Origin of the sequence: Tabrizicola soli (assembly GCF_015999335.1) — a bacterium.
Lineage (GTDB): Bacteria > Pseudomonadota > Alphaproteobacteria > Rhodobacterales > Rhodobacteraceae > Tabrizicola > Tabrizicola soli.
The window spans coordinates 63,061-89,468 of the sequence record NZ_JAEACP010000018.1; the positions used below are offsets into that span (position 1 = coordinate 63,061).

The window sequence follows — 26,408 nt, forward strand, 5'->3', positions numbered from 1 at the left end:
GGGGGTCCGGGGGTGTGAAACCCCCGGCCGCCGCCAGCAAAGCGAAACGCCATGAACCACTTCCTCGACATCCACAAGACCAGCCCGGCCGACCTGCGGGTCATGATCGACAACGCCCAGGCGATGAAGACCGCCCGCAACGGCCGCCCCAAGGGCTCGCCCGACGACGAGACGCCGCTTCAGGGCCGCATGGTCGCGCTGATCTTCGAGAAACCCTCGACCCGCACCCGCGTCAGCTTCGACGTAGGCGTGCGGCAGATGGGCGGCGAGACCATGGTGCTCTCCGGCAAGGAAATGCAGCTCGGCCACGGCGAGACCATCGCCGACACCGCCCGGGTGCTCTCGCGCTACGTCGACCTGATCATGATCCGCACCTTCGAGGAAGCGACCCTCCTCGAGATGGCCGAGCACGCCACCGTCCCGGTGATCAACGGCCTGACCAACCGCACCCATCCCTGCCAGATCATGGCCGACGTGATGACATACGAGGAGCACCGCGGCCCGATCCGGGGCAAGAAGGTGGTCTGGTGCGGCGACGGCAACAACGTCGCGGCCTCCTTCCTGCACGCCGCCGGGCAGTTCGGCTTCGACTTCACCTTCACCGGCCCCGAGACGCTGGACCCCGAGGACAAGTTCGTCGCCTTCGCCCGCGAGAAGGGCTCGAAGGTCACCATCCAGCGCGACCCCTTCACCGCCGTCGAGGGCGCGGACCTGGTGGTGACCGACACCTGGGTCTCGATGCACGACCCGGAATCGGCCAAGGAACGCCGGCACAACCAGCTGCGCCCCTACCAGGTGAACGAGCAGCTGATGAGCCGGGCCAGGCCCGATGCCCTCTTCATGCATTGCCTGCCCGCGCATCGCAACGACGAGGCGACCAGCGCGGTGATGGACGGGCCGCATTCGGTGATCTTCGACGAGGCCGAGAACCGCCTGCACGCCCAGAAGGCCGTCATGCGCTGGTGCCTCGGCCTCTAGGGCCAGCGATTTCCGAACGGAAATCGGCCCGGAATTCGACTTCGAATTCCGGCGCCCGGCCCAAGGCGGCGGCTTGACAAGGCGGGCGTGGCACCGGACCCTTTCCGGCAAAGGAGGCCCCCATGCACCGCCGCTCCGTCGCCGTCTTCGACCGTTTCCTCGCGACCCTCGCCGTGATCCTCGACAAGGCCGAGGCGCATTGCGAGGCCCGCAGGATCAAGCCCGAGGTCATCCTCGCCGCCCGGCTCTTTCCCGACATGTTCCCGCTGACCCGCCAGGTCCAGCTTGCCTGCGACTTCGCCGCGCGCGGCACCGCCCGGCTGGCGGGGCAGGAGCCGAAGTCCTTCCCCGACCACGAGGTCAGCTTCGCCGAGCTGAAAGGCCGCATCGCCGCCGCGCGCGGCTACATGGGCGGCTTCCAGCCCGCCGACTTCGCCCATGCCGACACGCGCGAGGTGCATTTCAAGGCCGGGGGCCGCGACATGGTGCTGAAGGGCGACGAATTCCTGTCCTTCTACGCCCTGCCGCAGTTCTTCTTCCACCTGGCCACCGCCTACGACATCCTGCGCCACAACGGGGTCGAGCTCGGCAAGCGCGACTACATGGGCGCGCCCTGACCTCCCGGCGCCCCCGGGCCGGGAAGTCCGCCGCCCCGTCTCAGGCGGCCCGCGCCTCGGGCAGGATCCGCGCCGCATCCGCATCCGCGGCCCGCGCGGCGAGGAAGGCCACCACCACCAGCAGGACCGAGAGCCCGGCATAGGTCGGCCGGAAGCCCAGATGCTCGGCCAAAAAACCGATCGAGGACGGCGCCACCAGGATGCCCGAGTAGCCCACCATGGTCACGATCGAGATCGCGCTGGCCGCCGGCAGGCGCGGATGGTTGCCCGCGGCCGAGAACAGGACCGGCACCATGTTCGCCACCCCGAGGCCCGCCAGCGCGAAACTGGCGATCGCCACCCCGTCGAAGGGTGCCAGCGCCCCGCCCATCAGCCCGGCCGCCCCGATCATCCCCGACAGCCGCAGCGTCCGCACCGCGCCACAGCGGTTGCGCACCGTATCGCCCAGGAAACGCATCGCCGCCATGGCCCCGGCGAAGAAGGCGAAGCCCAGGCCCGAGACGAAGGCATCCGCCCCCAGCTCCTTCTGCAGATAGATCGCCGCCCAGTCCAGCACCGCGCCTTCCGGCACCATCGAGAACAGCGCGAGGAAGCCCAGAAGCCAGACATGCAGATCCCTGGGGAAAAGCCGCGTCCGCTGCGCCGGGGCGCGGGCCACCGCCCCGGCCAGCCGGGCGCGGGGGCTGTCGGGCAGCAGGAAGGGCATCGCCCCCAGGACCAGCACCGCCACCACCCCTGCCGTCGCCAGCGCCTGCGCCTCGGCCCCCCGGACGGCGATGAGGTAGCTCCCGGCCGAGCCGCCGATGAAGCCGCCAAGGCTCCAGAACCCGTGGCTCGAGGACATGATCGCCTTGTGCAGCCGCCGCTCGACCTCGACCGCCTGGGCGTTCATCGCCACATCCATGCAGCCCGCCATCGCGCCGAAAACCGCCATGGACAGCGCCAGAAGCCAGAGGTTCGGCGAAAAGACCACCATCGGCAGCACCGGGACCAGCGCCAGCGAGAACCAGGCCAGCACCCGCCGCCCGCCATGGGCCGAGATCAGCCGCCCCGCGAAGATCATCGCCGAGACCGCGCCCAGGCCCAGGACCAGGATCAAGAGGCCCAGGACGGATTCCGTCACCCCGTGGCGCGGCAGGAGCAGGGGGATCTGCGGCGCCCAGGCCCCCATGACGAAGCCGTTCGCCAGGAACATGGCCGCCACCGCCCACCGCGCCCGCCGCGCCTGCCTGTCCGTCCGCATGATCCGCCCCTGCACCTTCAGCGCCTGTCATAGGCCGGACGCGGGGCAGGGGGAAGGCCCGGCCGATCACCGGCTGTTGCAGGCTTGAAAGGAAGCGCCGCCAAAATCCTTCGAAGGATTTTGCAAAAGTTTTCGAAAACTTTTGCGCGTCACGTGCCGCGCGGTTTCGCCCGCAGCGTCGGTTCCGCCTGCGTCGGGTCCTCGGGCCAGGGGTGGCGCGGATAGGCCCCGCGCATGTCCTTGCGCACATCGGCATAGGAGGTCGCCCAGAACCGCGGCAGGTCGGTCGTGACCTGCACCGGGCGCTGCGCCGGGGACAGCAGCGTCACCCGCAAGGGCAGGCGTCCGACGCCCACCACCGGATGCGCCGTCACCCCGAACATCTCCTGCAGGCGGACCTCGATCGCCGGGACCGCGCCGTCATAATCGATCGGCACCTTCCGCCCCAGGGGGGTCTCGAAACTGGCCGGGACCAGCCGGTCCATCGTGGCCAGCCGGTCCCAGCCGAGCAGCCCCTGCAGCGCCGGAACCAGGTCGAAGCCGCGGATCTCCGCCTCGGTCCTGACGCCGGTCAGATGCGGCAGCAGCCAGTCCTCCGCCGTCGCCAGAAGGTCGGCGTCCTCGATCCCCGGCCAGCCCTCGCCCCGCGCAAGCCGGGCCCGCGCCCGCAGCCGCCGCGCGGCGGGCGACCAGGGCAGGCCGATGAGCCGCAGCCCTTCCAGCGCCGCCGTCGCCACCGCCTCGGGCGGCGCGTCCCAATGCCGGTCGTCCAGCACCAGCGCCCCCAGCCGCTCCTGCCGCCGCGTCAGGACCCGTCCCTCGCGCTTCGACCATTCGCAGCGGCTCTCCCAGCGGATGCGGTCGGCATGGAGGCCACGGACCTCGGCCTCGGAGATTGCCACCGCCTGCCGCACGGTCGCCTCGCGCGCATCGCCGTCCAGGTCGGTCGCCACGATCAGCCGCGCCCCGGAGAGGGCCAGCCCGGCCGCCATCGCCGCGCCCTTGCCGCCCGAGAGCACCCAGCGCGGCGCCTCGCCCTTCCGCCGCAACCCGATCCGGTCGGGATAGGCCAGCGCCGCCATCTCGGCCAGCGAATGGCCGCCCGGCAGGCCCCCCCTCTGGGTGCCCTGCGTCGATCCTCGCGCTGCGTTGGCCACGTTGCGGCTCCCCTCCCCCCGGTGGGGAGGGGATGGGGGAGGGGGGCTTGCCGCACTTAGCCCCCGCGCCGCCGCCGCCAGCCGTTTCGCCTCGGCCCGGATCCGCTCCACCACGCCCCGGTCCGCCTCGGGGCCGGGCCGCGCGATCGCCTGCAGCCGCAGCGCCAGATCCGGCCCCGCCCCGCGCAGGGGATCGCGTTCCGCCAGCAGCGCGGCCAAGGTCGCCGCCTCCGGCCCGGCCACGGCCAGCATATGCGCCAGCCGCGGATGCAGCGGCAGCCCGGCCAGCCGTCGCCCATGCGGCGTGATGCGCCCCTGCGCGTCCAGCGCACCCAGGCCCATGAGCAGCGCCCGCGCCTCGGCCAGCGGGCCGGGCGGCGGCGGCGTCAGGAAGGGCAGGTCCGCGCCGCCCCACAGCGCCAGTTCCAGCGCCAGCCCCGCCAGATCCGCCACCTCGATCTCGGCCGGCGGGAAGGGGGCCAGCCCGCCCTCCTCCCCCTTCGTCCAGAGCCGGTAGCAGACCCCCTCGGCCACCCGCCCGGCCCGCCCCCGGCGCTGCTCGGCCTCGGCCCTGGTCACCCGTTCCGTGACCAGCCGCGACATGCCCGAGTTCGGATCGAACCGCGCCCGCCGCGCCCGGCCCGCATCCACCACCACGCGGATGTCCGGCAGCGTCAGCGAGGTCTCGGCGATCGAGGTGGCCAGCACCACCTTGCGCCCCTCGGCCGGGGTCAGGGCCGCGCGCTGCGCCGCAAAGTCCATCGCGCCGTACAGCGGCCGCAGCGCCACGCCGGGCAGGTCGCGCAACAGCGCCTCGACCCGCCGGATCTCGCCCTCGCCCGGCAGGAAGACCAGCACCCCGCCCCCAAAGTCCTTGGCGGTCTCCGCCAGCGCCGCCCGCACCGCGCCCGCGACCACCGCCTCCAGCCGCATCGACGCATCCGGCGGCCGCGGCAGCCAGCGCGTCCCGACCGAGAAGGCCCGCCCTTCCGAGGTCACGACCGGCGCTTCCCCCATCAGCGCCGCGACCGGGCCCGCGTCCAGCGTGGCCGACATGACCAGAAGCTTCAGGTCCTCGCGCAGCGCCCCCCGCACCTCCAGGCACAGCGCCAGGCCGAGGTCGGCGTTCAGGCTGCGCTCGTGGAACTCGTCGAAGATCACCAGGCCGACGCCCGCCAGCTCCGGATCGGACTGCAGCATCCGCGTCAGGATCCCCTCGGTCACCACCTCGATCCGCGTCTCGGCCGAGACCTTCGCCTCGCCCCGGATCCGGTAGCCCACCGTCGCCCCGACCCGCTCGCCCAGCGTCTCGGCCATCCGTTCGGCCGCGGCGCGGGCCGCCAGCCGCCGCGGCTCCAGCATCACGATCCGCCCCTTGACCAACCCCCGCGCCAGCAGGTCCAGCGGCACGACGGTCGTCTTCCCGGCGCCCGGCGGGGCCTGCAGCACGGCCATCCCGCGCGATGCCAGCGCATCGGCAAGGTCTGGCAGGATGGAGGTGACGGGCAGGTCGGCCATGCCCCGCTTATGGCGCGGCGACCCGGCCAAGGCCAGCGCCGGAGGGGTCTAAAATTTTTCGTCGAAAAAATTTTAGACCCCTCCGGTCGCCCCACCCCCCTCGCCAAGCCCGCGTCCTTCCGGCAATAAGACGGAAACGAGAGGCCCCATGGACATCACCGAACGCGCCCGACTGATCCGTTCCGGCGACCGCCGGGCGCTGGCCCGCGCCATCACCCTGGTCGAAAGCGCGCGTCCCGACCACCGGGACGAGGCGCTGGCCCTCCTCTCCGCCCTGCGCGAGCCCCGGCGCGAGGCGCTGCGGATCGGCCTCTCCGGCACCCCCGGCGTCGGCAAGTCCACCTTCATCGAGGCTTTCGGCCTGATGCTCACCGGACAGGGCCTGAAGGTCGCCGTCCTCGCCGTCGACCCGTCCTCGGCCCGCTCCGGCGGCTCGATCCTCGGCGACAAGACCCGGATGGAGCGCCTCTCGCGCGATCCCGACGCCTTCATCCGCCCCTCGCCCAGCCAGAGCCAGCTCGGCGGCGTCGCCCGCCGCACGCGTGAGGCGGTGGCGCTCTGCGAGGCGGCGGGTTTCGACGTGGTACTGATCGAAACCGTGGGCGTCGGCCAAAGCGAAACCGTGGTGGCGCAGCTTTCCGACCTCTTCCTCCTCCTCCTCGCCCCGGCCGGCGGCGACGAATTGCAGGGGGTCAAGCGCGGCATCATGGAGATGGCCGACCTGATCCTGGTCAACAAGGCGGATGGCGACCTGAAGCCGGCGGCGCTACGCACCGTGGCCGATTACGCGGGCGCGCTGCAACTCCTGCGCCACCGGCCGCAGGACCCGCCCGGCTTTCCCAAGGCGATGCCGGTCTCGGCCCTGGAGTCCGCGGGGCTGGCGAAGGCCTGGGAGGAGATGCAGGCCCTGACCGCCTGGCGCAAGGCGCAGGGCCAATGGGACCGCGCCCGCGCCGACCAGGCCCGGCACTGGTTCGAGGAAGAGGTCCGCCAGGGCCTCCTCGCCGCCCTCGCGCGCGAGCCGCAGAAGGGCCTGATGGCCGGCCTCGGCGACCGCGTGGCGTGCGGCGACCTCGCACCCGAGGCGGCGGCGGCCGAGATGCTGCGCCTGCTCGGCCGGACCTGACTTGCGGCCTGCCCTTCTCCCGGATACGCCCGCCGGAGGCAGCCGAGGCTTCCGCCGGATCGGCCGCCTGACCGCTTGACGTCGCCCGCAATTCCCCTTACACGCCCCCAATCGAATTCGAAGGTCGGGGATTCCCCGCCTTCCCCCGCTTTGACGAACCGAAGGAACACCGCAATGTCGCGCGTCTGCGAACTCACCGGCAAGGGCCCGATGACGGGGAACACCGTCTCCCACGCCAACAACAAGTCCCGCCGTCGGTTCCTCCCGAACCTGAACGAAGTGACCCTGATCTCCGACGTGCTGGGCCAGTCGTTCAAGCTGCGCGTCACCGCCGCGGCGCTGCGCTCGGTCGACCACCGCGGGGGCCTCGACGCCTACCTTGCCAAGGCCCGGGACGAGGAGCTTTCGGCCGCCGCGCTGAAGATCAAGAAGGACATCGCCAAGGCGCAAGCCGCGGCCTGATCCGGCTGACCGGAACGAAAAGGCCCCGCCTCCGGATGGAAGGCGGGGCCTTTCGCGTTTCCCCGGGTCAAAGGAGAGGTGGGCAGATTGCCCAGCCTACACCATTTCCCCTCCGTCCGGATGTTGGCGATTGCGCCCGTAGGGTGGGCGATCCGCCCACCTTCGGCCCTTCAGCCGGCGCAATAGGCCTCGGCGGTGCGGCCAAAGCTCTTGTAGCGATCCCAGAACGAATCGTCCGACGCCTTCTGCGACATCCAGGTCGCATGCGCCGCTTCCGGATTCTTGAAGAACTTCGCCGCCCGGCGCTGGTCGCCGCCCGACAGCGTCATGTCCGCGGCCTGCTGGATGCAGCCGCAAAGCGCCCGGTTGCCGCCCCGGTCCGAGGCCATGCAGGCCCGCTCGATGGGGCCGGCCATGGCCGCACCCGAGAACACCGCAAGAGATGCCGCCGTCGCGGCCGCAAACAGGATGGATTTCATTCGCTCTGCCTCATCGCCGGTCCCGCGTGGCGCGTCTCCGCAACCTCCGCCGCCGGTCATTCTGTGGCAGGGATCATGCCAGATCAAAGCGAATTTATCAAGCCTTGCCAGAGGCTTGGCCGGATCGGCGCATTGCCGCAATGCCTCGCGGCCCCGACCCGGGGCGCATACAAGATGCAGTAGGCCTCCTGCCGAAGCCCGCGCGGGAAGGCCGCGACTCGCTCCAGGCGCCGCGGCTCGCGGGACTCCCGCCCCGGCCCCGTCGCACCCCCCGCGCGACCGCCCCGAAACCCCTGCCGATCCAGCCGGAATAACCCTTCCCGGCCCCCGTTCCCTCGGCTATATGCCGAGGCCATGATCGACCTTGACCGCATCCGCAATTTCTCCATCGTGGCCCATATCGACCACGGCAAATCCACGCTCGCCGACCGGCTGATCCAGATGACGGGCACGGTCGCCGAAAGGGACATGAAGGCGCAACTCCTCGACTCGATGGATATCGAGCGGGAACGCGGCATCACCATCAAGGCCAACACCGTCCGGATCGAATACCCGGCCAAGGACGGCAGGACCTATATCCTCAACCTCATCGACACCCCCGGCCACGTCGACTTCGCCTATGAGGTCTCCCGCTCGATGCGCGCCGTCGAAGGCTCGCTCCTGGTGGTCGACGCCTCCCAGGGCGTCGAGGCGCAGACGCTGGCCAATGTCTACCAGGCGCTGGATGCGGGGCATGAGATCGTGCCGGTCCTGAACAAGATCGACCTCCCCGCCGCCGAACCCGAGCGGGTGAAGCAGAATATCGAGGACGTGATCGGCCTCGACGCCTCCAACGCCGTCCCGATCAGCGCCAAGACCGGCCTCGGCATCCCCGACGTGCTCGAGGCCATCGTCCACCGCCTGCCGCCGCCCAAGGGCGACCGCAACGCGCCGCTGAAGGCGATGCTGGTCGACAGCTGGTACGACCCCTACCTCGGCGTCGTGGTGATGATCCGCATCGTCGACGGCGTCGTCCGCAAGGGCGACCGCATCCGCATGATGCAGACCGGCGCGCTCTACGGCATCGACAAGCTCGCTGTCCTGAAACCCCAGATGCAGGACATCGCAGAGCTTGGCCCGGGCGAGATCGGCGTCTTCACTGCCTCGATCAAGCAGGTCCGCGACACCCGCGTCGGCGATACCATCACCCACGAGCGCAAACCCTGCGACGCGCCGCTTCCCGGCTTCAAGCCCTCGGTCCCGGTGGTCTTCTGCGGCCTGTTCCCGGTCGACGCCAACGACTTCGAGGCGCTGCGCGACGCCATCGAGAAGCTGGCCCTCAACGACGCGAGCTTCACCTACGAGATGGAGACCAGCGCTGCGTTGGGCTTCGGCTTCCGCATGGGCTTCCTCGGCCTGCTCCACCTCGAAGTCGTCCGGGACCGCCTGGAACGCGAATACGACCTCGACCTGATCACCACCGCCCCCTCGGTGGTCTTCAAGCTCCACATGAAGGACGGCGAGGTCCGCGACCTGCACAACCCCGCCGACATGCCCGACCTCACCTATGTCGACCATATCGAGGAGCCGCGGATCAAGGCCACGATCATGGTCCCCGACGACTATCTCGGCGACATCCTGAAGCTCTGCCAGGACCGCCGCGGCATCCAGCTGAACCTCACCTATGCCGGGTCGCGGGCGATGGTCGAATACGACCTGCCGCTCGCCGAAGTGGTGTTCGACTTCTACGACCGGCTGAAATCGGTGACCAAAGGCTATGCCAGCTTCGACTACCAGATCAGCGAATACCGCGAGGACAACCTGGTGAAGATGTCGATCCTGGTGAACGACGAACCCGTCGACGCCCTGTCGATGATGGTCCACCGCGACCGCGCCGAGGCGCGCGGCCGCTCCATGGTCGAGAAACTGAAGGACCTGATCCCCCGCCACATGTTCAAGATCCCCGTCCAGGCGGCCATCGGCGGCCGGGTGATCGCGCGCGAGACGATCAGTGCCATGCGCAAGGACGTGACGGCGAAATGCTACGGCGGGGATGCCACGCGGAAGAAGAAGCTGCTGGAGAAGCAGAAAGCCGGCAAGAAGAAGATGCGCCAGTTCGGCAAGGTCGAGATCCCGCAGGAGGCCTTCATCTCGGCCCTGAAGATGGATGGGTAACCCGTAGGGTGCGCTACAGCGCACCTTCGGCCGGGTGGAACGGTGCGCTGTAGCGCACCCTACCCATACGCCCCACCCCTCGGCGAGACCCGCACCACCAGGACCACCAGCCGACCGTCCTCGATCAAATAGACCACGCGCCAGTCGCCGACCCGGACCCGCCACTGGTTCACCTCGCCCACCAGCTTCAGGCACCCCGGTGGACGGGGATCGGTCCCAAGCTCGTCAATCGCCGCGACCAGCCGGTCGTGCAGCCGCCGGTCCCTGATCCGCCGCAGGTTCTTCTTCGCCTCCGGCGACAGTTCGACCCGATAGGTCATTCTGCGGCGCGTTCAGCCGCCGTTTCAGACAGATAGTCCTCCAGCGTCATCGCCTTCGACGGGTCCGCCAGATATTCCGCGTAAGCTTTCGCCCCCAGCCTGGCCAGTTCCTCGTTCTCCAGCCGCTCGTAATACTCCATCGCCTCAGGAGAGATCATCACCGCCACGGGTTTCCCGTGTTTCTTGATGGTGACATCCTCGCCCCCGTGCTGGACCTTGCCCAGGAGGTCGGCCAGCCTTTCCCGCGCCTCCGACACCGTGACTTCGATCATCGCCCGCCTGCTTTCGTACAAAACGTCAGAAACGCAAGATATGTCACATCTGTACGAAAATCAACCTCGGCTTGGAACAACCCATCCCCCGTCCTCGCGGTCCTCCGCCTCATCCACCGCCCACGGCCCGTAGGGTGCGCTACAGCGCACCTTCGGCCGGGTGGAACGGTGCGCTGTAGCGCAGTCTACGCCTCACATTCCCGCCTGGGTCTCCTGGGCTTCTTCGGTGATCGCCTCACCTGTCATCTCCAGATCACGCCCCGCGCCTTCGATGGTTTCGCACGCACTCACGGCCAAGAGGGCAAGCAGCACAAGCAAACGGGTCATCACTCGGTCCTTTCCAATCTCCAGCCCGCCCAACCGCCCGACCCGCCGGATGTTCCCGTAGGTCGGGGTTCACCCCGACTCACCCTCACCGCACGAAGGGCGCCGGCTCTTCCCCGTCCAGCCCCCGCCCCTCGGCAAGGCGGCGCTGCATCGCCTCCTGCATCCGTACCCGCGCGGCCTCCACGCCCTCGGGCGTCAGTTCCAGCCCGATCTGCCGGGCGGCCTCGGCCCAGTCGGGGCCCAACTCGCCGAACTGCGGTTTCGGCCCGGCATAGGCCTCGTCGCGCTTGCGGTAATGGTCCAGCGTCTCGGCCCCCCGCAGCACCCCCGCCAGCCGCGCATGCATGTAGCTGCGCAGCACGTCGTTGATCCGCGGCCCGTAGTCCGGCCCCATCGACTTGAAGAACTTCACCACATCCGCCTCCAGCCGCAGCGTCACCTTCGCCCTGGCCGAGCGGGGCGTCGCCCTTGCGATCTCGTGCCACTCCTCGGGGATGCGGCCGGTCGCCTCGATGGTGTTGTGCAGGTCCCATTCCAGGCGCCGCATCACATCCATCATATAGGTCATCTGCGCCCGCTGCCGGGGCGTCTGTTTGCGTAGGTCGGGCATGGCGTGCTCCTTTGCGACTGCCAGCCTGAGGCCCAAAGGTTAACGCAACCGGAAGCCGCCGGCCTGCCCGACGCAAGGCAGACAGATGCCAGACGCTTAACCCCCTGTTAACCGGCCTCTGCCACGCTGGCCCCATGAAAGCCCTCGTCCCCCTCCTGTTCCTCGCCGCCTGCGGGGCCTCGCCAGCCCCCGAATTCCTCGGCGCCAAGCGCAGCGACGTCACCCTGAACGGCCGCGATTACACGGTTTTCCAGAAGGGAGAGCGGGTGGAGGTCATCCGCCTCGGCCATGCCACGCGCGGCGAACATCAGGCGATCCGCGCCACGATGATCGAACTGATCCCCCGCGTCACCGGCTGCCAGTTGCGCGAGAATACGTTGACCGGCGACAGCGGAGAAATGCGCGGCTCGCTGAACTGCCCGGCTTGACTCGAGGGGCCAAAAACCCAAAAAGCAGGCACCGAAACGGGGGCCCGCCCATGCCGACAATCGACCTTTCCCGCAGCCTGCCGCATGCGCGGATCGCGGAGCTTCCGAACCCCTATTTCGGCAAGGTCCGCGACTGCTACGATCTGCCCGACGGCACCCGGCTTCTGATCTCCTCCGACCGGATTTCCGCGTTCGACCAGATACTTGCGGTGATCCCCTGGAAAGGCCAGGTCCTCACCCAGCTTGCCCGCTACTGGTTCGACGCGACCGCCGACATCGCGGCGAACCATGTGATCTCCTACCCGGATCCGAACGTCGTGCTGGGGCGAAGGCTGACCATCCTTCCCGTCGAGATCGTGGTCCGCGGCTACCTTGCCGGCACCACCTCCACCTCGATTTTGACGCAATATTCCAAGGGCTTGCGCCAGATGTACGGCCATACCCTTCCCGAAGGGCTGCGCCCGAACCAGGCCCTGCCGCAGGCGATCATCACGCCGACGTCCAAGGCATTCGACGGCGGCCATGACGAGCCGCTGACCGCCGAGGAGATCGTCTCGACCGGCCTGTTGACGAAATCGCAATGGGACGAGGTCAGCCAGAAGGCCCTGGCGCTCTTCGCGCGGGGCCAGAAGATGGCGGCGGAGCGCGGGTTGATCCTGGTCGACACGAAATATGAATTCGGCACGGATGCCGAGGGCGACATCCTGCTGGCGGACGAGATCCACACCCCCGACTCCAGCCGCTACTGGATCGCGGAAGGCTATGAAAAAGCTTTCGAAAACGGGGCCCGGCCCCCGAGCTTCGACAAGGACGTGATCCGGTCCTGGGTGGTGGCGCGCTGCGATCCCTACAAGGATCCGGTCCCGGATATCCCCTTGGAAATGATCGAGAAAACCGCCCGGGTCTATATCGACGCCTTCGAGAGGATCACCGGCCGGGCCTTCGTGCCCGACGCCTCGGGCGCCACTCCGCTGGAGCGTATCCGGGCCAACCTGAAGCCCTTCTTCACCACCTGATCCGTTTGCGCTAACAGTCGGGAAACCCAAGGGGGACGACGATGATTCTCAGCTGTGGCGAGGCGCTGATCGACATGCTGCCCCGGACCTCGACCGAAGGCGAGGCCTGCTTTGCCCCCTATGCCGGGGGAGCGGTGTTCAACACGGCGATCGCCCTGGGGCGCCTTGGCGCGCCATCCGCGTTCTTGTCGGGCGTTTCCAATGACATGCTGGGGGAGATCCTGGCGGATACCTTGGCGGCGTCGAAGGTCGACACCCGGTTTCTCGTCCGCTCGGACCGGCCGACGACGGTGGCCTTCGTCAAGCTGGTGAACGGCCAGGCGACCTATGCCTTCTACGACGAGGCGACGGCGGGGCGGATGCTGTCGATCGCCGATCTTCCGGCCCTCCCGGACGAGGTCGGCACCCTGTTCCTGGGCGGGATCAGCCTGGTGAACGATCCCGCCGCCAGCACCTATGAGGCGCTGCAGGCGCGGGAATGTGGCAGCCGGGTCACCATGCTCGACCCCAACATCCGCCCCGGGTTCATCGCCGGGAAGGAGGCCGGGTATCGCGCCAGGATCGAGCGGATGGTGGCGCTTGCGGACATCGTCAAGCTCTCGGACGAGGACCTGCACTGGCTGGAGGGGCAGGGCGACCTCGCCTTCCTGGCGCGGGGGATCCTGGCCCGCGGGCCGAAGGTCGTCTTCATCACCGAGGGCGCGAACGGGGCGCGGGCGGTGACGGCGGGGCAGGATATTTTCTTGGCGGCGCAGAAGGTTACGGTGGTCGATACGGTCGGGGCCGGGGATACGTTCAATGCCGGGGTGCTGGCCGCGCTGCACCGGGCGGGGGCCTTGACCAAGGCAGGGGTGGCCGGGCTGGACGCTGCCACGTTGACCGCCGCGCTCGAGCTGGGCATCCGGGCGGCGGCGGTGACGGTCAGCCGCGCCGGAGCCAATCCGCCCTGGGAGAGCGAGCTGTGAGGGCGGTCCTGCAGCGGGTCGCCGAGGCCCGGGTCCATGTCGATGGAGAGCTGGTCGGCGAGACCGGCAAGGGCTTCCTGATCCTGGTCTGCGCCATGGCCGGGGATGGCGAGGCGCAGGCGGAAAAGCTGGCGGCCAAGGCGGCCAAGCTGCGGGTGTTCAAGGACGATCAGGGCAAGATGAACCTATCGGTCCGCGACATCGGCGGCGGCGCCCTGGTGGTCAGCCAGTTCACCCTGGCCGCCGACCTGCGCGGCAACCGGCCCGGCTTTTCCACCGCCGCCGCCCCGGCCGAAGGAGAACGGCTGTACCTGCATTTCAGCAAGTGCCTGGAGAAGGAGGGCGTTCCGGTCGCCAACGGCCGGTTCGGGGCCGACATGGCGGTCAGCCTGGTGAACGACGGGCCGGTGACCATCTGGATGGACACCGACCAGGGCTGATCAGTTGAACGGGTTGCCGGGCGTCTGCTTGGAGATCACGTCACCGCATTGCACCAGCGCGTCGATCGAGGCGCGCGACCCCGACAGCGAATAGTTCTGCACATCCGAGCCGTCGGCCGAACGCAGGTAAAGCCGCTGGCCCTGGGCGACCTCGACGATGAAATTGATCCCCGCCTGATCGTCCGGCAGGGTGAACAGGACCGAGTTCTGGTAAAGCTCGGCCCCGGTCAGGTTCCAGGCCGAGCGGCGGTCGATCTGCACCTCGAGATCGGCGGTATCCCCTTCGCCGAAGGACCAGGCGGTCGAGTAGAATTGCAGCTGCACCCCGCCATCGGGGAAGGTCCAGAGCGAGAAGCTTTCGCCGGGGGCGTTCACCTCGGCCACGCAGCCGACCGAGCCGTCGTCCCAGGCGACGACCGAGACCTGCCAGTGCTTGTGCTGGAAAAGCACCTCGGATTCCTGTGCGCCGGCGGCGCTGCCAATGACCGCCAGGGCGGCGGCGGTGATGAAATTGTTCAGGCCCATCGTCCACTTCCCGAAATATCCCCAAGGCTCTTGTCGCGCCCGGATGCGATTCAGGCAAATGAATCTTGCTGTCATTTTTGTGGCGTGCCGCGGTCAGCCGCGTGGCTGGGGCATCCATTCCCAGGGGGTGCTGAACTGGCCCAGGATGGCCTGCACTTCCGCATCCCCGACCGGCGACGGGCTGGCGACCTGCGCCACCAGCCCGCGCTTGCGGTCCTCGATCACGGCCGCGACGCGGGCGGGAAGGCCCGCCTCGGCGAGCGCGGCGTCGTAGGTGCGGGTGATGGCAAGGCGGCGCAGGTCGGGCTTGAACACCTTGCCCACGGCGGTCTTCGGCACTTCCGGCAGGATTTCCAGGTGCTTGGGCAGGGCCGCGCGTTCGTGGATATGGGCCGTGGCATAGGCCATCAGCTCCTCGACCGTGGCCGTGGACCCCGCGACCAGCTCGACATAGGCGCAGGGCAACTCGCCCGCATGGGCGTCGGGTTGGCCGATCGCGCCGACGACGGCCACCGCCTCATGGCCCATCAGCGCCTCCTCGATGATCGCCGGGTCGATGTTGTGGCCGCCGCGGATGATCAGGTCCTTGGCGCGGCCGGTGATGAACAGGTAGCCATCCGCATCCAGCCGGCCAAGGTCGCCGGTGCGCAGGAAGCGGCCCTCGGCAAACAGCTCGCGGTTCTTGTCGGCCTCGGTATAGGTCGAGCCCTCATAGACCCCCGGGTTGGAGATGCAGATCTCGCCCACCTCGTCCACCGCGCATTCGCGGTAGTCGGTCGCGCCTTTCCGGGTCAGGATGCGGACATGGGTATAGGGGAAGGGCAGGCCGACCGAGCCGATCTTCTTCACCCCCTCGGGCGGGTTGACCGAGACGAGGCAGGTCGCCTCGGTCAGGCCGTAGCCTTCGATGATCTCGACCCCGGTCTCCTTCCCGAAACGGTTGTAAAGCTCGACCGGCAGCGGGGCAGAGCCGGAGAAGGCGTTGCGGAGCGAGGAGATGTCGGCGTTCACCGGGCGCTGCATCAGGGCGGCCAGGGCGGTGGGGACGGTGATCAGATAGGTGACGCGATAGCGTTCGATCAGCTTCCAGAGGTTGTCGAACACGCCCTCGCCGCGATAGCCCTGCGGGGTGGGGAACACCACATGCGCGCCCGATCCGATCACCGACATCAGGATCGGGTAGCAGGCGAAGACATGGAACAGGGGCAGCGGGCACATGACCACATCGGTCGGCTTGAACAGCAGCGTCGCGCCGAGCCAGCCGTTGTAGACCATGCCCGAGACCTTGTGCTGCGCGACCTTGGGCATCCCGGTGGTGCCGCCGGTGTGGAAATAGGCGGCGACGCGGTCCTCGGGCGGGTCGGCGAAGGTCAGCCGGTCGGCGGGCATCCTTGCCATCCCGGCCCGGAAATCGCGGATGTTGGCGCTGTGCTGGACCGGGTTCTTCGGCCGGATCCAGGGCACGACCACCTTCTTCAGGCCCGAGAGGTTGGGGACCAGATCGACCTCGAGCACGGTCCTCACGTTCGGGGCGAACTGCACCGCCTCGCTGACCTTCTGGGGAACGTCGGTCCGGGGGAAGGCCTTCAGCGTGACGACGACCTTGGCATTGGTCTCGCGCAGGATGGCGCTGATCTTCTCGGGTTCCAGGAGCGGGTTGATCGGGTTGACGATCCCCGCCACCGCGCCGCCAAGCAGGGTGATCGCGGTTTCCAGCGCATTGGGCAGGATGAAGGCGACCACGTCCTTCTCGCCGATGCCGAGGCTGCGGAACAGGTTGGCGGCCCGGGTGACCTGCGCATGCAGCTCGGCCCAGGTGAGGGTGAGCTTCTTCGTCGCCGGGCCCGAAAGCAGCTGGTAGCTGATCGCCGGTCGGTCGCCATGCGCGTCCCGGGTGCGGGTGAGGTAGTCGTACATCGTGCGCGCCTGGCCGCGGTCGGCCCAGGGCGCCTCGGCCTCGATCGCCTTCACGTCCGCAAGTGTGGCGAATGTGGTCATCGCATCCTCCCCTTCCACCCGCTGTAGCCGCGGGCTTCGCTGCAGGATGGGCGGCGGCGGCGCGTTTGTGAAGCCGGATTGTCCCGGCCAGGGCGGCCGGGACGCGACGTCAGAGCGTGCCGTCGGTGAACTGCAGCCGGGCGAGGCGGGCGTAAAGCCCATCCTCGGCGACCAGCTGGTCATGCGTGCCCTGCGCGACGATCCGGCCCTGATCGAAGACGACGATCCGGTCGGCGCGCTTCACCGTGGCCAGCCGGTGCGCCACGACCAGCGTGGTCCGCCCCTCGGACAGCTTCTCGACGGCGGCCTGCACCAGACGCTCGCTTTCGGCATCCAGCGCGCTGGTCGCCTCGTCCAGGAGCAGGATCGGCGCGTCGCGCAGGATGGCGCGGGCGATGGCCACGCGCTGCTTCTGCCCGCCCGAAAGCATCACCCCGCGCTCGCCCAGATAGCTGTCATAGCCCTGCGGCAAGGCGGTCAGGAAGTCATGCGCGGCGGCGGCCCTGGCGGCGGCCTCGACTTCGGCGTCGCTGGCATCGGGGCGGCCGAAGCGGATGTTCTCGCGCGCCGAGGTGGCGAAGATCACCGGGTCCTGCGGCACCAGCGCGATGTGCCGGCGGAAGTCGGCGCGGGCCAGGTCGGGCAGGGCGATGCCGTCCAGCGTGATCCGGCCCGATTGCGGATCATAGAAGCGCATCAGGAGTTGCAGGATCGTGGTCTTGCCGGCGCCCGACGGGCCGACAAGCGCCACCGTCTCGCCCGGCCGGACATGCAGGCTGACCCCGTTCAGGGCACTGGTCTCGGGCCGGGCGGGATAGCGGAAGGTCACGTCCTGGAAGGCGATCTCGCCCCGGACCGGGCGGGGCAGGGCGAGGGGGCGGGCCGGGTCCTGCACCGTATCCTCGACATTCAAGAGCTCGACCAGCCGCTCGGTCGCCCCGGCGGCGCGCTGCAGCTCGCCCCAGATCTCGGACAGCGCGCCCACCGCGCCCGCGACCAGAACCGCATAGATCACGAACTGGATCAGCTCGCCCACGCTCATCGCGCCCGAGCGCACGTCGCGCGCGCCGATCCAGAGGACGCCGACGATCCCGGCGAAGATCAGGAAGATCACGATCACGGTCATGACCGCCCGGGTGCGGATCCGGGCCCGCGCGGAATCGAAGGCCTTTTCGGTCACCTCGGCGAAATCGGCGCGGGTCGGGCCCTCATGGGTGAAGGCCTGCACCGTCTGCACCGAGGACAGCGCCTCGGAGGCCGAGCCGGAGGAGGAGGCGATCCAGTCCTGGTTCTCACGCGAGAGGCGGCGCAGGCGGCGGCCGAGGACGATGATCGGCACCACGATGCCCGGCACGACCAGCAGGACAAGGCCGGTCAGCTTGGCCGAGGTCAGGAACAGCAGGACCAGCCCGCCGATCAGCATCAGCACATTGCGCAGCGCGACCGAGACCGACGAGCCGATGACCGACAGGATCAGCGTGGTGTCGGTGGTGATCCGGCTCAGGACCTCGCCGGTCAGGATGCGCTCGAAGAAGGCGGGGGACATGCCGAGGACGCGGTCGAAGAGCGTGCGGCGGATGTCGGCGACCACGCGCTCGCCCAGATGGGTGACGAGGTAGTAGCGCATCCCCGTGCCCAAAGCGAGCAGTGCCGCAATCGCCAGCGCCGCCCCGAAATACTTGTCCAGAAGCGCGGTCGTCCCGGTGTTGAACCCGTCCACCACCCGGCGCACGGCCAGGGGAAGGACGAGGCTGATCCCGGCGGTCAGGGTCAGGGCCACCAGCGCCAGCCCCACCATGAGGCGATAGGGCCGCATGAAGGGCGCCAGGCCCCTGAGCGCGCCCACGCGTTTCGACTTCGGCCGATCCTCGACCACCGAGCTGTCCGACATTAGCCCGCCCCATACGGTTGATGCCGTTTCCCCTTACCCGCCCCGCCCCCCGGCGACAAGCCGCGCGGGACGGCCCTTTCCCTTGCCCGCGCCCCGTGCCACCTTCGGCGCATGAGCGAGACACAGCATTTCCGCGCCGGGGATGGCGCCCGCCTGGCCTATCGCGACGAAGGCGCGGGCCTGCCGCTTCTGTGCCTGGCGGGGCTGACCCGGTCGATGGCCGATTTCGACTATCTGGCCCCGCATCTGCCGCCCCTGCGCCTGATCCGCATGGACCAGCGCGGGCGTGGGGAAAGCGACTGGACCGGGGCGGCCAGCTATACCCTGGCGCAGGAGGCGCGCGACGTTCTGTCACTGCTCGACCATCTGGGGCTGGAGCGGGCGGCGATCCTCGGCACCTCGCGCGGGGGGCTGATCGGGATGGTTCTGGGCGCGACGGCGCGCGGGCGGCTTCTGGGCCTCTGCCTGAACGACGTCGGCCCCGAGATCGCGCGCGAGGGTCTGGTCAGGATCTTCGATTACGTCGGCCGCAACCCGGCGGGCCGGACGCATCAGGGGCTGGCCGAGCGTCTGTCCCGCGCGCCGGGGTTTGAGGGCGTGCCGATGTCGCGCTGGCTGGAGGAGGCGCGGAGACATGCGGTCGAGATGCCCGAGGGCCTGCGCATCCCCTATGACCCGGCCCTGCGCGAGTCCTTCCTTGCGGGGTTCGATGGTCCGCCGGTGGACCTCTGGCCGCTCTTCGATGCGCTGCAGGGCCTGCCGCTGGCCTTGATCCGGGGCGCCAACTCGGATCTCTTGACGCCGGAGACGGTGGAAAGGATGCGCGCCCGCCGCCCCGACATGGGCTTCGCCGAGGTGCCCGGCCGCGCCCATATCCCCTTCCTGGACGAGCCCGAGGCCGTCGCCCTGATCCACAGCTTCCTTGGGGGCCTTGCATGACACCCGATCTCATCCGCGCGGCTGCGGGGCGTATGGCGGGCCATGTCCGCCGCACGCCGCTTCTGAATGCGCCGCTTCTCGACCGGCTGGCGGGGCGGCAGGTGCTGGTCAAGGCGGAATGCCTGCAACTGACCGGCAGCTTCAAGGCGCGCGGCGGCTGGGCGGCGGTCTCGGCATTGGACGAGGCGGCGAGGGCGCGAGGGGTGATCGCCTATTCCTCGGGCAATCACGCGCAGGGCGTGGCGCTGGCGGCGGCCCGGCATGGCGCGCCCTGCGTGATCGTGATGCCCTCGGACGCGCCCGCGGTGAAGATCGCCAATACTCGCGCCTACGGGGCCGAGGTGGTGCTGTACGACCGCGCGACCGAGGACCGCGACGCGATCGGCACCGCCCTGGCCTCGCAGCGCGGGCTGACGCTGGTCAAGCCCTTCGACGACCCGCAGGTCATCGCGGGGCAGGGGACGGTCGGGTTGGAACTGGCCGAGCAGGCGGCCAAGGCCGGGGTGGCCCGCGCCCCGGTCCTGATCCCCTGCGGCGGCGGCGGTCTCGCGGCAGGGACCGCGCTGGCGCTGGAGGGCACCGGCCTTCGCGTCCATACGGTCGAGCCTGCGGGCTTCGACGACACCGCGCGTTCGCTGGCGACGGGGGCCCGGCAGCGGAACCCCTCCGCCACCGGCTCGATCTGCGACGCGATCCTCACGCCCGCACCGGGAGAGCTGACCTTCCCGATCCTGCAGCGCCTTGCCGGACCGGGATATTCCGTGACCGACGATGAGGTGCTGCAAGCCATGGCGCTGGCCTTCGCCCATCTGCGCATCGTGCTGGAACCGGGCGGGGCCGTCGCCCTGGCCGCCGCCCTCTGCCGGCCCGACCTGCCGGAGACGGTGATCGCCGTCGCTTCGGGCGGCAACGTGGACCCCGCGACCTTCGCCGCCGCGCTGGACCGCCCGGCATGACGCTGGTCTGGCTCTCGGACCTGCGGCTTCAGGCCGAGCTGACCGGCCCCGACCATGCCCCGCCCCTGGTGCTGATCCATGGCGCGGGGATGGACCTGCGGCTCTGGGACGCGCTGGCGCCGCTCTTGCCCCGGCACCGCATCCTGCGCCTGTCGCTGCGCGGCCATGGCAGTTCGGACGCGCCTCCGCCGCCCTATGCGCTGGGCACGCTGATCCGCGATGTCGAGCGTCTGATCAGCCATTTCGCGTTGAAGGAGGCGGTGGTCCTCGGCGCGGGCGAGGGCGGGCTGATCGCCCAGGGCCTTGCGGTCAAGCGGCTGGACCTGGTCCGCGCCATGGTCCTGACCGGCAGCGCCACCCGCCTGGTCCCGCGTCCGGATGACCGGGATGCCGGATGCGCCCGGCTCCTCGGCCCGCGTTGGCGCGACCAGCCGGCGCTGGCGCAGGTCCGCGCGATGCTGGAGGCGACCCGGCCCGAGGGCTGGCAGGGCCTCGCCGCCGCCATCGCAACGGCCGACCTCTACCAGACCACCGCCACCCTGCGCCTGCCGACGCTGGTGCTGGCCGGGGCCGACGACCGCAAGGTGCCGCCCGACCTCCAGCGCGAGCTGGCGGACCTCGTCGCGGGCGCACGGTTCCAGCTTCTGCCGAGGGGAACGCATCTGGCGATGCTGACCCAGCCCGAGGCTTTCGCCGGGGCTCTCGACGCCTTCCTGACCGGGATCGGCCATGTCTGAACTCCTCCTCGTCCACGGCACCTGCCACGGCGCCTGGTGCTTCGAGGCCTTGCTGGCCGGGCTTGCCCGGCTGGAGATCCCCGCCCGCGCCATCGACCTGCCCGGCCGCGACGGCGCCGCCACCACGCTGGAGGACTACGCCCGCGCGATCCTCGCCGCGGCCGGGCCGGATACGATCCTCGTCGGCCATTCCGCCGGCGGCTATGCGATCACCGCCGCGGCCGAGGCCGATCCGAGCCGGTTCCGCGGCCTCGTCTACCTCTGCGCCTACCTGCCTGAGGCCGGGCAAAGCCTCGCCGACATGCGCCGCGCGGGTCCGTCACAGCCGCTCCTGCCCGCGATCCGCATGGCCCCGGACCGTGGAAGCTTCACCATCGACCCGGCCCTCGCCCGCGCCGCCTTCTACCAGGACTGCCCCGAGGAGCTTGCCGCCGCCGCCATCGCCCGCCTCTGCCCGCAGCCCGTGGCCCCGCAGGAGACCCCGCTCTGGCCCCGGGCCGCCCCCGGATTGCCGCGCCACTACATCACCTGCACGCAGGACCGGACCATCCCGCCCGCCTATCAGGACCGGATGGCCGCCACCCTTCCGCCGGAGTGCCGCCACCGCCTGCCCTCGGGCCATTCGCCCTTCCTGTCGATGCCCGGCCTGCTGGCCCGCGAACTGGCCCGGATCCGCCGGGCGATCGTCCCAAGGTAGGTTTGCGTCACGCCGGCGTCGCTTATCCGCAACCCCGCCCTTCCTCTTGGAGAAATACTCCACGGGGGTGCGGGGGTGTGAAACCCCCGCTCCGGCCGATGCCAAAGGGGGGGCGGCATGAAGCTCAGGGACCTGGAAATCTTCGTCGTGGCGCCGCCCTTCCCCGGCTGGGGCGGGCGCTACTGGATCTTCCCGAAGCTCATCACCGACGACGGCATCGTGGGCTATGGCGAATGCTACGCCTCCACCGTCGGCCCCAGGGCGATGCAGGCCGTGATCGAGGACGTGTTCGAGCGTCACATGCTGGGCGAGAGCCCGGAGAACATCGAGCTGATGTTCCGCCGCGCCTATTCCGCCGGTTTCACCCAGCGCCCGGATCCTACGGTGATGGGGGCCTTCTCGGGGCTGGAGATCGCCTGCTGGGACATACTCGGCAAGGCGCGGAACCGTCCGGTCTGGGCGCTCCTCGGCGGGCGGATGCACGACCGCATCCGCAGCTACACCTATCTCTATCCCGAGCCGGGCCGCGAAAGCGCGGAATTCTGGGTCGACCCCGACGCCGCCGCCGCGGCCGCGCTCCGCTTCATGAACCTCGGCTTCACCGCGGTGAAGTTCGACCCCGCTGGCCCCTACACCATCCGCGGCGGGCACGAGCCCGCGATGTCCGACATCAGCCGCTCCGTCGCCTTCTGCAAGGCGATCCGCGAGGCGGTGGGGGATCGCGTCGACCTCCTCTTCGGCACCCACGGCCAGTTCACCACCCCCGGCGCGATCCGGCTGGGTCGCGAACTCGAACCCTGGAACCCGCTCTGGTACGAAGAGCCGATCCCGCCCGACAACCTGCTGGAATTCGCGGAAGTGGCGAAATCCGTCCGCATCCCCCTCGCCACCGGCGAGCGGCTGACCACCAAGGCCGAATTCGGCACGCTCCTTCGCGCCGGGGGCGTCAAGATCCTGCAACCGGCGCTCGGCCGGGTCGGCGGCATCTGGGAGGCGAAGAAGATCGCCGCCATGGCCGAAATCTTCAACGCCGAGATGGCCCCGCACCTTTACGCCGGGCCGGTCGAATGGGCGGCGAACATCCATCTCTCGGCCTCGATCCCCAATCTCCTGATCGCCGAGACGATCGAGACCGGCGGCGCCTTCCACCAGAAGCTGATCCGCAATTCGATCCGCTGGGAGGACGGCTACATCCTGCCGCCCGAAGCCCCCGGCCTCGGCATCGACTTCGACGAGGACCTCGCCCGCGCCCATCCTTATACCGGCACTGCGCTGCATCTGCAGATGCAGGAGGCGCCCTGCGACCATCGCCACGGCAACCGCTTCGAGGGCGGTGCGCCCAGTTCGATCACCTGACCCCTGGGAAACCTCCTCGAGCACTTCGTGCACTCGTCGGGCCGCTCCCGCGAGGAGTGCACGAAGTGCTCGACGAGCCGTTCCGGATGCCCAGGGCACAGCCATGCCAGTCTGACCGATCTGACGCGTATATTCAGTCATTAAGTGACTGATATGGAATGACCTCGCCACGATCGGAAGGCCGGTCTGCATGGCCAAGCCGCGCTCGCCGGGGAGCTGCGCGATGCAAGGGCTGCGGCAGCGTCCGAGATGGCCGAGGGATCCGGAGTCACAACCGGCCCCCGGGCGGCGGGGGCCGGTTTCGACACCCGCTTGCGGAGGGGTCCTTCAGCCGCGCGGGTTGATCAGCTTGGCCATCAGGCTCGCCGTCCGCACCAGCCCCAGGTTGCGGCCGTGTTCCGTCACCACCAGCTCGCCCACGCCCTTCGACATCAGCTCCATGATGTCCTTGACCGGCGTCTCGGCGGGCAGCTCGGGCGCGGTGGCCCCCGGTGCGCCGGGCTCCATCACGTCGCGGGCGGTCAGGACGCCGAGCGGGTTCATGTGGGCCACGAAGTCCGCCACATATTCGGAAACCGGATTGGCGATGATCTCGCGCGCGGTGCCGCATTGCACGATGCGGCCGCCTTCCATCAGGGCGATCCGGTTGCCGATCTTGAAGGCCTCGTCGAGGTCGTGGCTGACGAAGACGATGGTGCGCTTCAGCGTCCGTTGCAGGTCCAGAAGCTCGTCCTGCAGCTTGGTGCGGATCAGGGGGTCGAGGGCCGAGAAGGGTTCGTCCATCAGAAGGATCGGCGCCTCGGTCACGAAGGCGCGGGCGAGGCCGACGCGCTGTTGCATGCCGCCCGAAAGGTCGCCCACCTTGCGCTCGGCCCATTGGCTGAGATTCACCAGCTCCAGCTGGGCATCGACGCGGGGGCGCCGCGCCTCGGCCGAAAGGCCGGCCAGTTCCAGACCCAGGCCCACGTTCTCGCGCACGGTGCGCCAGGGCAAAAGGCCGAACTGCTGGAAGACCATGGCGATGCGGGTGGCGCGCAGGCGGCGGAGCGTCTCGGGGTCGGCCCTGGTCACCGACACCATCTTGTCGCCGTCCAGGACCCGCACCTCGCCCCGCACCACCGGGTTCAGCGCATTCACCCCGCGCAGGAGGGTGGACTTGCCGGACCCGGAGAGGCCCATCAGGACGAGGATCTCGCCCTCGGCCACGGTCAGAGAGCAGTCGTGCACGCCAAGCACCTGGCCCGTGGCCTGCTGCACCTCGGCCCGGGTCTTGCCCGCGTCCATCAGGGGCAGGGCGCGTTGCGGATGGTCGCCAAAGACGATGGAGACGCGGTCGAATTCGACGGCGGGACGGTTCATTTCGACACCCGGAGCATGCGGTCGAGGAGGATGGCCACCACCACGATGATGAAGCCCGATTCGAAGCCAAGCGCGGTGTTCACGCTGTTCAGGGCGCGGACCACCGGGACGCCGAGGCCGTTCGCGCCGACCAGGGCCGCGATCACGACCATCGAGAGCGAGAGCATGATGGTCTGGTTCAGCCCCGCCATGATCTGCGGCATGGCCCAGGGGAGTTCGACCTTCCACAGCCGCTGCCGGGGCGAGGCGCCGAAGGCGGTCGCGGCCTCGAGGAGCGCCATGGGCGTGGAGGAGACTCCGAGATGGGTCAGCCGGATCGGCGCGGGCAGGACGAAGATCACCGTGGCGATCAGGCCGGGCACCATGCCGAGGCCGAAGAAGACGATGGCGGGGATCAGGTAGACGAAGGTCGGCAGGGTCTGCATCAGGTCGAGGATCGGCGCCAGCGCGGTGTAAAGCCGGGGCCGGTGCGCGGCGGCGATTCCGATCGGGACGCCAAGGCCCATGCAGACGACGCAGGCCGAGAGGATGAGGGTGAGGCTTTCGGTCGTCTCCTCCCAATAGCCCTGGTTCAGGATGAAGAGGAAGCCGAGGAGGACGCCGAGGCAGACCTTCCAGCTGCGTTGCAGGATCCAGGTGAGCGCCAGGAAGAAGGCCACCACGACCAGCGGATGCGGTGTTTGCAGCAGCCAGAGGATGCCCGCGATCATCGCGTCCATGACGGCGGAAATCGCGTCGAAGAGCGGTGAGAGATTGTCCTTCATCCAGTCGAAGATGGTCTTCGCCACCTTGCCGACCGGGATCTTGTGATCCGTCAGCCAGTCCAATTCCGTCCCCCCGGTCGGTGAAAATTGGCCCCGGGTTGGTCTCCGGGGCCTTTGGTCGTTACTGCAGCGCGGCGGTGACGGCGGCCTTGGCGTCGCCGCCGTCCTTGGCGGTCACGCCGTCCAGCCAGGGTTCCCATGCGGCCGGGTTCGCGGCGAGCCAGGCCTTGGCGGCGTCGTCCGGATCCTCGCCGTCGTTCAGGATCTTGCCCATGATCTCGTTCTCCATCGGCAGCGAGAAGACGAGGTTCTGCAGGAACTTGCCCTGGTTCGGGCATTCCGCGACATAGCCTGCGCGCACGTTGGTATCGACCACCGCGCCGCCGTAGTTCGGGCCGAAGACCTCGTCGCCGCCCGAGAGATAGGTCATCTTGAAGCTGGCGTTCATCGGGTGGGGTTCCCATCCGAGGAAGACGATCGGCTCACCTGCGTCGGTCTTCTTGGCGACCTCGGCGAGCATGCCCTGTTCCGAGCTTTCGACGATCTCGAAGCCGTCGAGGCCGAAGGGACCGCTTTCGATCATCTCGATGATCAGGCGGTTGCCGTCGTTGCCGGGCTCGATCCCGTAGATCTGGGCGCCGAGTTCATCCTTGTGGGCGGCGATGTCCTTGAAATCCTTGATGCCGAGCGCGGCGCCGGGCTCGTTGGTGGCCAGCGTGTACTTGGCGCCTTCCAGGTTGGTGCGCACGGTCTCGACCTTGCCCGCGTCGCGGTGCGGGGCGAGGTCGGCCTCCATCGTCGGCATCCAGTTGCCGAGGAAGACGTCGACGTCGCCCTCGGCAAGGCCGGTGTAGGTGACGGGGACGGAGAGGACCTTGGTCTCGGTCTCATAGCCCAGGGCTTCCAGCACCAGGGTGGTCGCGGCGGTGGTGGCGGTGATGTCGGTCCAGCCGACGTCGGAGAAGACGATCTTGTCGCATCCCTCGGCAAAGGCGGAACCCGCCAGGGCAAAGGTGACGGCACTGGTCAGAAGGGTGGATCGGAGGGTCATGGAGGGCTCCCTGTTTTTTGTTG

General features: G+C 69.3%; 27 protein-coding genes. 14 read left to right on the top strand and 13 right to left on the bottom strand.

What is annotated here, in order from left to right:
* Nucleotides 1–51 precede the first annotated feature (51 nt).
* Nucleotides 52–978, top strand: coding sequence for an ornithine carbamoyltransferase (argF, locus tag I7S92_RS16635; RefSeq protein ID WP_197646423.1), 927 nt, complete (start codon nt 52–54; stop codon nt 976–978).
* Nucleotides 979–1,100: 122 nt separating this feature from the next.
* Nucleotides 1,101–1,595 carry a DUF1993 domain-containing protein gene (locus tag I7S92_RS16640; protein WP_197646425.1) on the top strand — a complete coding sequence of 165 codons (495 nt, stop codon included), beginning with the start codon at nt 1,101–1,103 and terminating at the stop codon, nt 1,593–1,595.
* Nucleotides 1,596–1,635: 40 nt separating this feature from the next.
* Here I7S92_RS16640 and I7S92_RS16645 read toward each other — a convergent pair whose 3' ends face one another.
* Together I7S92_RS16645 and hrpB are read right to left on the bottom strand one after the other, a co-directional pair.
* Entirely contained in the window at nt 1,636–2,838 is a 1,203-nt protein-coding gene (locus I7S92_RS16645) for an MFS transporter (RefSeq protein ID WP_197646427.1), read from the bottom strand.
* A 149-nt stretch (nt 2,839–2,987) separates the two neighbouring features.
* Nucleotides 2,988–5,513: an ATP-dependent helicase HrpB gene (gene hrpB, locus I7S92_RS16650; RefSeq protein WP_197646429.1), complete on the bottom strand. Its 2,526-nt coding sequence runs from the start codon at nt 5,511–5,513 to the stop codon at nt 2,988–2,990.
* Between the two features lie 148 nt (nt 5,514–5,661).
* Here hrpB and meaB point away from each other — a divergent pair, with 148 nt between their 5' ends.
* Nucleotides 5,662–6,639, top strand: a complete 978-nt coding sequence (meaB, locus tag I7S92_RS16655) for a methylmalonyl Co-A mutase-associated GTPase MeaB (protein ID WP_197646430.1) — start codon at nt 5,662–5,664, stop codon at nt 6,637–6,639.
* A 174-nt stretch (nt 6,640–6,813) separates the two neighbouring features.
* Nucleotides 6,814–7,101, top strand: coding sequence for a 50S ribosomal protein L28 (gene rpmB, locus I7S92_RS16660; RefSeq protein ID WP_197646431.1), 288 nt, complete (start codon nt 6,814–6,816; stop codon nt 7,099–7,101).
* Nucleotides 7,102–7,271: 170 nt separating this feature from the next.
* On the opposite strand, the gene I7S92_RS16665 is transcribed toward rpmB, so the two are convergent.
* Nucleotides 7,272–7,580, bottom strand: a complete 309-nt coding sequence (locus I7S92_RS16665; RefSeq protein WP_197646432.1) for a hypothetical protein — start codon at nt 7,578–7,580, stop codon at nt 7,272–7,274.
* 354 nt (nt 7,581–7,934) lie between these two features.
* Between I7S92_RS16665 and lepA the strand changes: the two genes are divergently transcribed.
* Nucleotides 7,935–9,734: a translation elongation factor 4 gene (lepA, locus tag I7S92_RS16670; protein ID WP_197646433.1), complete on the top strand. Its 1,800-nt coding sequence runs from the start codon at nt 7,935–7,937 to the stop codon at nt 9,732–9,734.
* 59 nt (nt 9,735–9,793) lie between these two features.
* Here the strand turns inward: lepA and I7S92_RS16675 are convergent, their stop codons facing one another.
* From I7S92_RS16675 to I7S92_RS16690, 4 genes are all read right to left on the bottom strand, one after another.
* Entirely contained in the window at nt 9,794–10,054 is a 261-nt protein-coding gene (locus I7S92_RS16675) for a type II toxin-antitoxin system RelE family toxin (protein WP_197646434.1), read from the bottom strand.
* A complete protein-coding gene (locus I7S92_RS16680; protein ID WP_197646435.1) occupies nt 10,051–10,326 on the bottom strand; it encodes a type II toxin-antitoxin system Phd/YefM family antitoxin in 276 nt (91 codons plus the stop codon). Before I7S92_RS16680 ends, I7S92_RS16675 begins: the two co-directional genes overlap by 4 nt.
* A 192-nt stretch (nt 10,327–10,518) precedes the next feature.
* Nucleotides 10,519–10,653 carry an entericidin A/B family lipoprotein gene (locus tag I7S92_RS16685; protein ID WP_197646436.1) on the bottom strand — a complete coding sequence of 45 codons (135 nt, stop codon included), beginning with the start codon at nt 10,651–10,653 and terminating at the stop codon, nt 10,519–10,521.
* 85 nt (nt 10,654–10,738) lie between these two features.
* On the bottom strand, nt 10,739–11,263 hold the full coding sequence (locus tag I7S92_RS16690; protein WP_197646439.1) for a BrnA antitoxin family protein: 525 nt from the start codon (nt 11,261–11,263) through the stop codon (nt 10,739–10,741).
* A 134-nt stretch (nt 11,264–11,397) separates the two neighbouring features.
* Here I7S92_RS16690 and I7S92_RS16695 point away from each other — a divergent pair, with 134 nt between their 5' ends.
* The 4 genes from I7S92_RS16695 to dtd are packed head-to-tail and all read left to right on the top strand — an operon-like array spanning nt 11,398 to nt 14,112.
* Nucleotides 11,398–11,691: a hypothetical protein gene (locus I7S92_RS16695; protein WP_197646441.1), complete on the top strand. Its 294-nt coding sequence runs from the start codon at nt 11,398–11,400 to the stop codon at nt 11,689–11,691.
* A gap of 50 nt (nt 11,692–11,741) precedes the next feature.
* Entirely contained in the window at nt 11,742–12,707 is a 966-nt protein-coding gene (locus tag I7S92_RS16700; protein WP_197646443.1) for a phosphoribosylaminoimidazolesuccinocarboxamide synthase, read from the top strand.
* Nucleotides 12,708–12,748: 41 nt separating this feature from the next.
* Nucleotides 12,749–13,672, top strand: a complete 924-nt coding sequence (locus I7S92_RS16705) for a carbohydrate kinase family protein (protein WP_197646445.1) — start codon at nt 12,749–12,751, stop codon at nt 13,670–13,672.
* On the top strand, nt 13,669–14,112 hold the full coding sequence (dtd, locus tag I7S92_RS16710; RefSeq protein ID WP_197646447.1) for a D-aminoacyl-tRNA deacylase: 444 nt from the start codon (nt 13,669–13,671) through the stop codon (nt 14,110–14,112). Before I7S92_RS16705 ends, dtd begins: the two co-directional genes overlap by 4 nt.
* Here the strand turns inward: dtd and I7S92_RS16715 are convergent, their stop codons facing one another.
* From I7S92_RS16715 to I7S92_RS16725, 3 genes are all read right to left on the bottom strand, one after another.
* Entirely contained in the window at nt 14,113–14,637 is a 525-nt protein-coding gene (locus I7S92_RS16715) for a DUF1176 domain-containing protein (protein ID WP_197646449.1), read from the bottom strand.
* 93 nt (nt 14,638–14,730) lie between these two features.
* On the bottom strand, nt 14,731–16,635 hold the full coding sequence (locus I7S92_RS16720) for an acyl-CoA synthetase (RefSeq protein WP_197646451.1): 1,905 nt from the start codon (nt 16,633–16,635) through the stop codon (nt 14,731–14,733).
* Nucleotides 16,636–16,744: 109 nt separating this feature from the next.
* Nucleotides 16,745–18,526, bottom strand: a complete 1,782-nt coding sequence (locus tag I7S92_RS16725) for an ABC transporter transmembrane domain-containing protein (protein ID WP_197646463.1) — start codon at nt 18,524–18,526, stop codon at nt 16,745–16,747.
* 111 nt (nt 18,527–18,637) lie between these two features.
* Between I7S92_RS16725 and I7S92_RS16730 the strand changes: the two genes are divergently transcribed.
* The 5 genes from I7S92_RS16730 to I7S92_RS16750 all read left to right on the top strand — a co-directional run bounded on the left by I7S92_RS16730 (nt 18,638) and on the right by I7S92_RS16750 (nt 23,211).
* Nucleotides 18,638–19,465, top strand: a complete 828-nt coding sequence (locus I7S92_RS16730; protein WP_197646465.1) for an alpha/beta fold hydrolase — start codon at nt 18,638–18,640, stop codon at nt 19,463–19,465.
* Nucleotides 19,462–20,421, top strand: coding sequence for a threonine ammonia-lyase (locus tag I7S92_RS16735; RefSeq protein ID WP_197646467.1), 960 nt, complete (start codon nt 19,462–19,464; stop codon nt 20,419–20,421). The genes I7S92_RS16730 and I7S92_RS16735 overlap by 4 nt, the downstream gene beginning before the upstream one ends.
* Nucleotides 20,418–21,158 (top strand): alpha/beta fold hydrolase, encoded by a 741-nt coding sequence (locus I7S92_RS16740; RefSeq protein ID WP_197646469.1) that lies wholly within the window; start codon nt 20,418–20,420, stop codon nt 21,156–21,158. Before I7S92_RS16735 ends, I7S92_RS16740 begins: the two co-directional genes overlap by 4 nt.
* Nucleotides 21,151–21,855, top strand: a complete 705-nt coding sequence (locus tag I7S92_RS16745) for an alpha/beta fold hydrolase (RefSeq protein ID WP_197646471.1) — start codon at nt 21,151–21,153, stop codon at nt 21,853–21,855. The genes I7S92_RS16740 and I7S92_RS16745 overlap by 8 nt, the downstream gene beginning before the upstream one ends.
* A 117-nt stretch (nt 21,856–21,972) precedes the next feature.
* Nucleotides 21,973–23,211 (top strand): mandelate racemase/muconate lactonizing enzyme family protein, encoded by a 1,239-nt coding sequence (locus I7S92_RS16750; RefSeq protein WP_197646472.1) that lies wholly within the window; start codon nt 21,973–21,975, stop codon nt 23,209–23,211.
* Between the two features lie 327 nt (nt 23,212–23,538).
* Here I7S92_RS16750 and choV read toward each other — a convergent pair whose 3' ends face one another.
* The 3 genes from choV to choX are packed head-to-tail and all read right to left on the bottom strand — an operon-like array spanning nt 23,539 to nt 26,385.
* Complete coding sequence (choV, locus tag I7S92_RS16755) at nt 23,539–24,570, bottom strand: choline ABC transporter ATP-binding protein (protein WP_197646473.1); 1,032 nt, start codon at nt 24,568–24,570, stop codon at nt 23,539–23,541.
* Nucleotides 24,567–25,397: a choline ABC transporter permease subunit gene (choW, locus tag I7S92_RS16760; RefSeq protein WP_197646474.1), complete on the bottom strand. Its 831-nt coding sequence runs from the start codon at nt 25,395–25,397 to the stop codon at nt 24,567–24,569. The genes choV and choW overlap by 4 nt, the downstream gene beginning before the upstream one ends.
* 58 nt (nt 25,398–25,455) lie before the next feature.
* A complete protein-coding gene (choX, locus tag I7S92_RS16765; protein WP_197646475.1) occupies nt 25,456–26,385 on the bottom strand; it encodes a choline ABC transporter substrate-binding protein in 930 nt (309 codons plus the stop codon).
* Between the last annotated feature and the right edge of the window lie 23 nt (nt 26,386–26,408).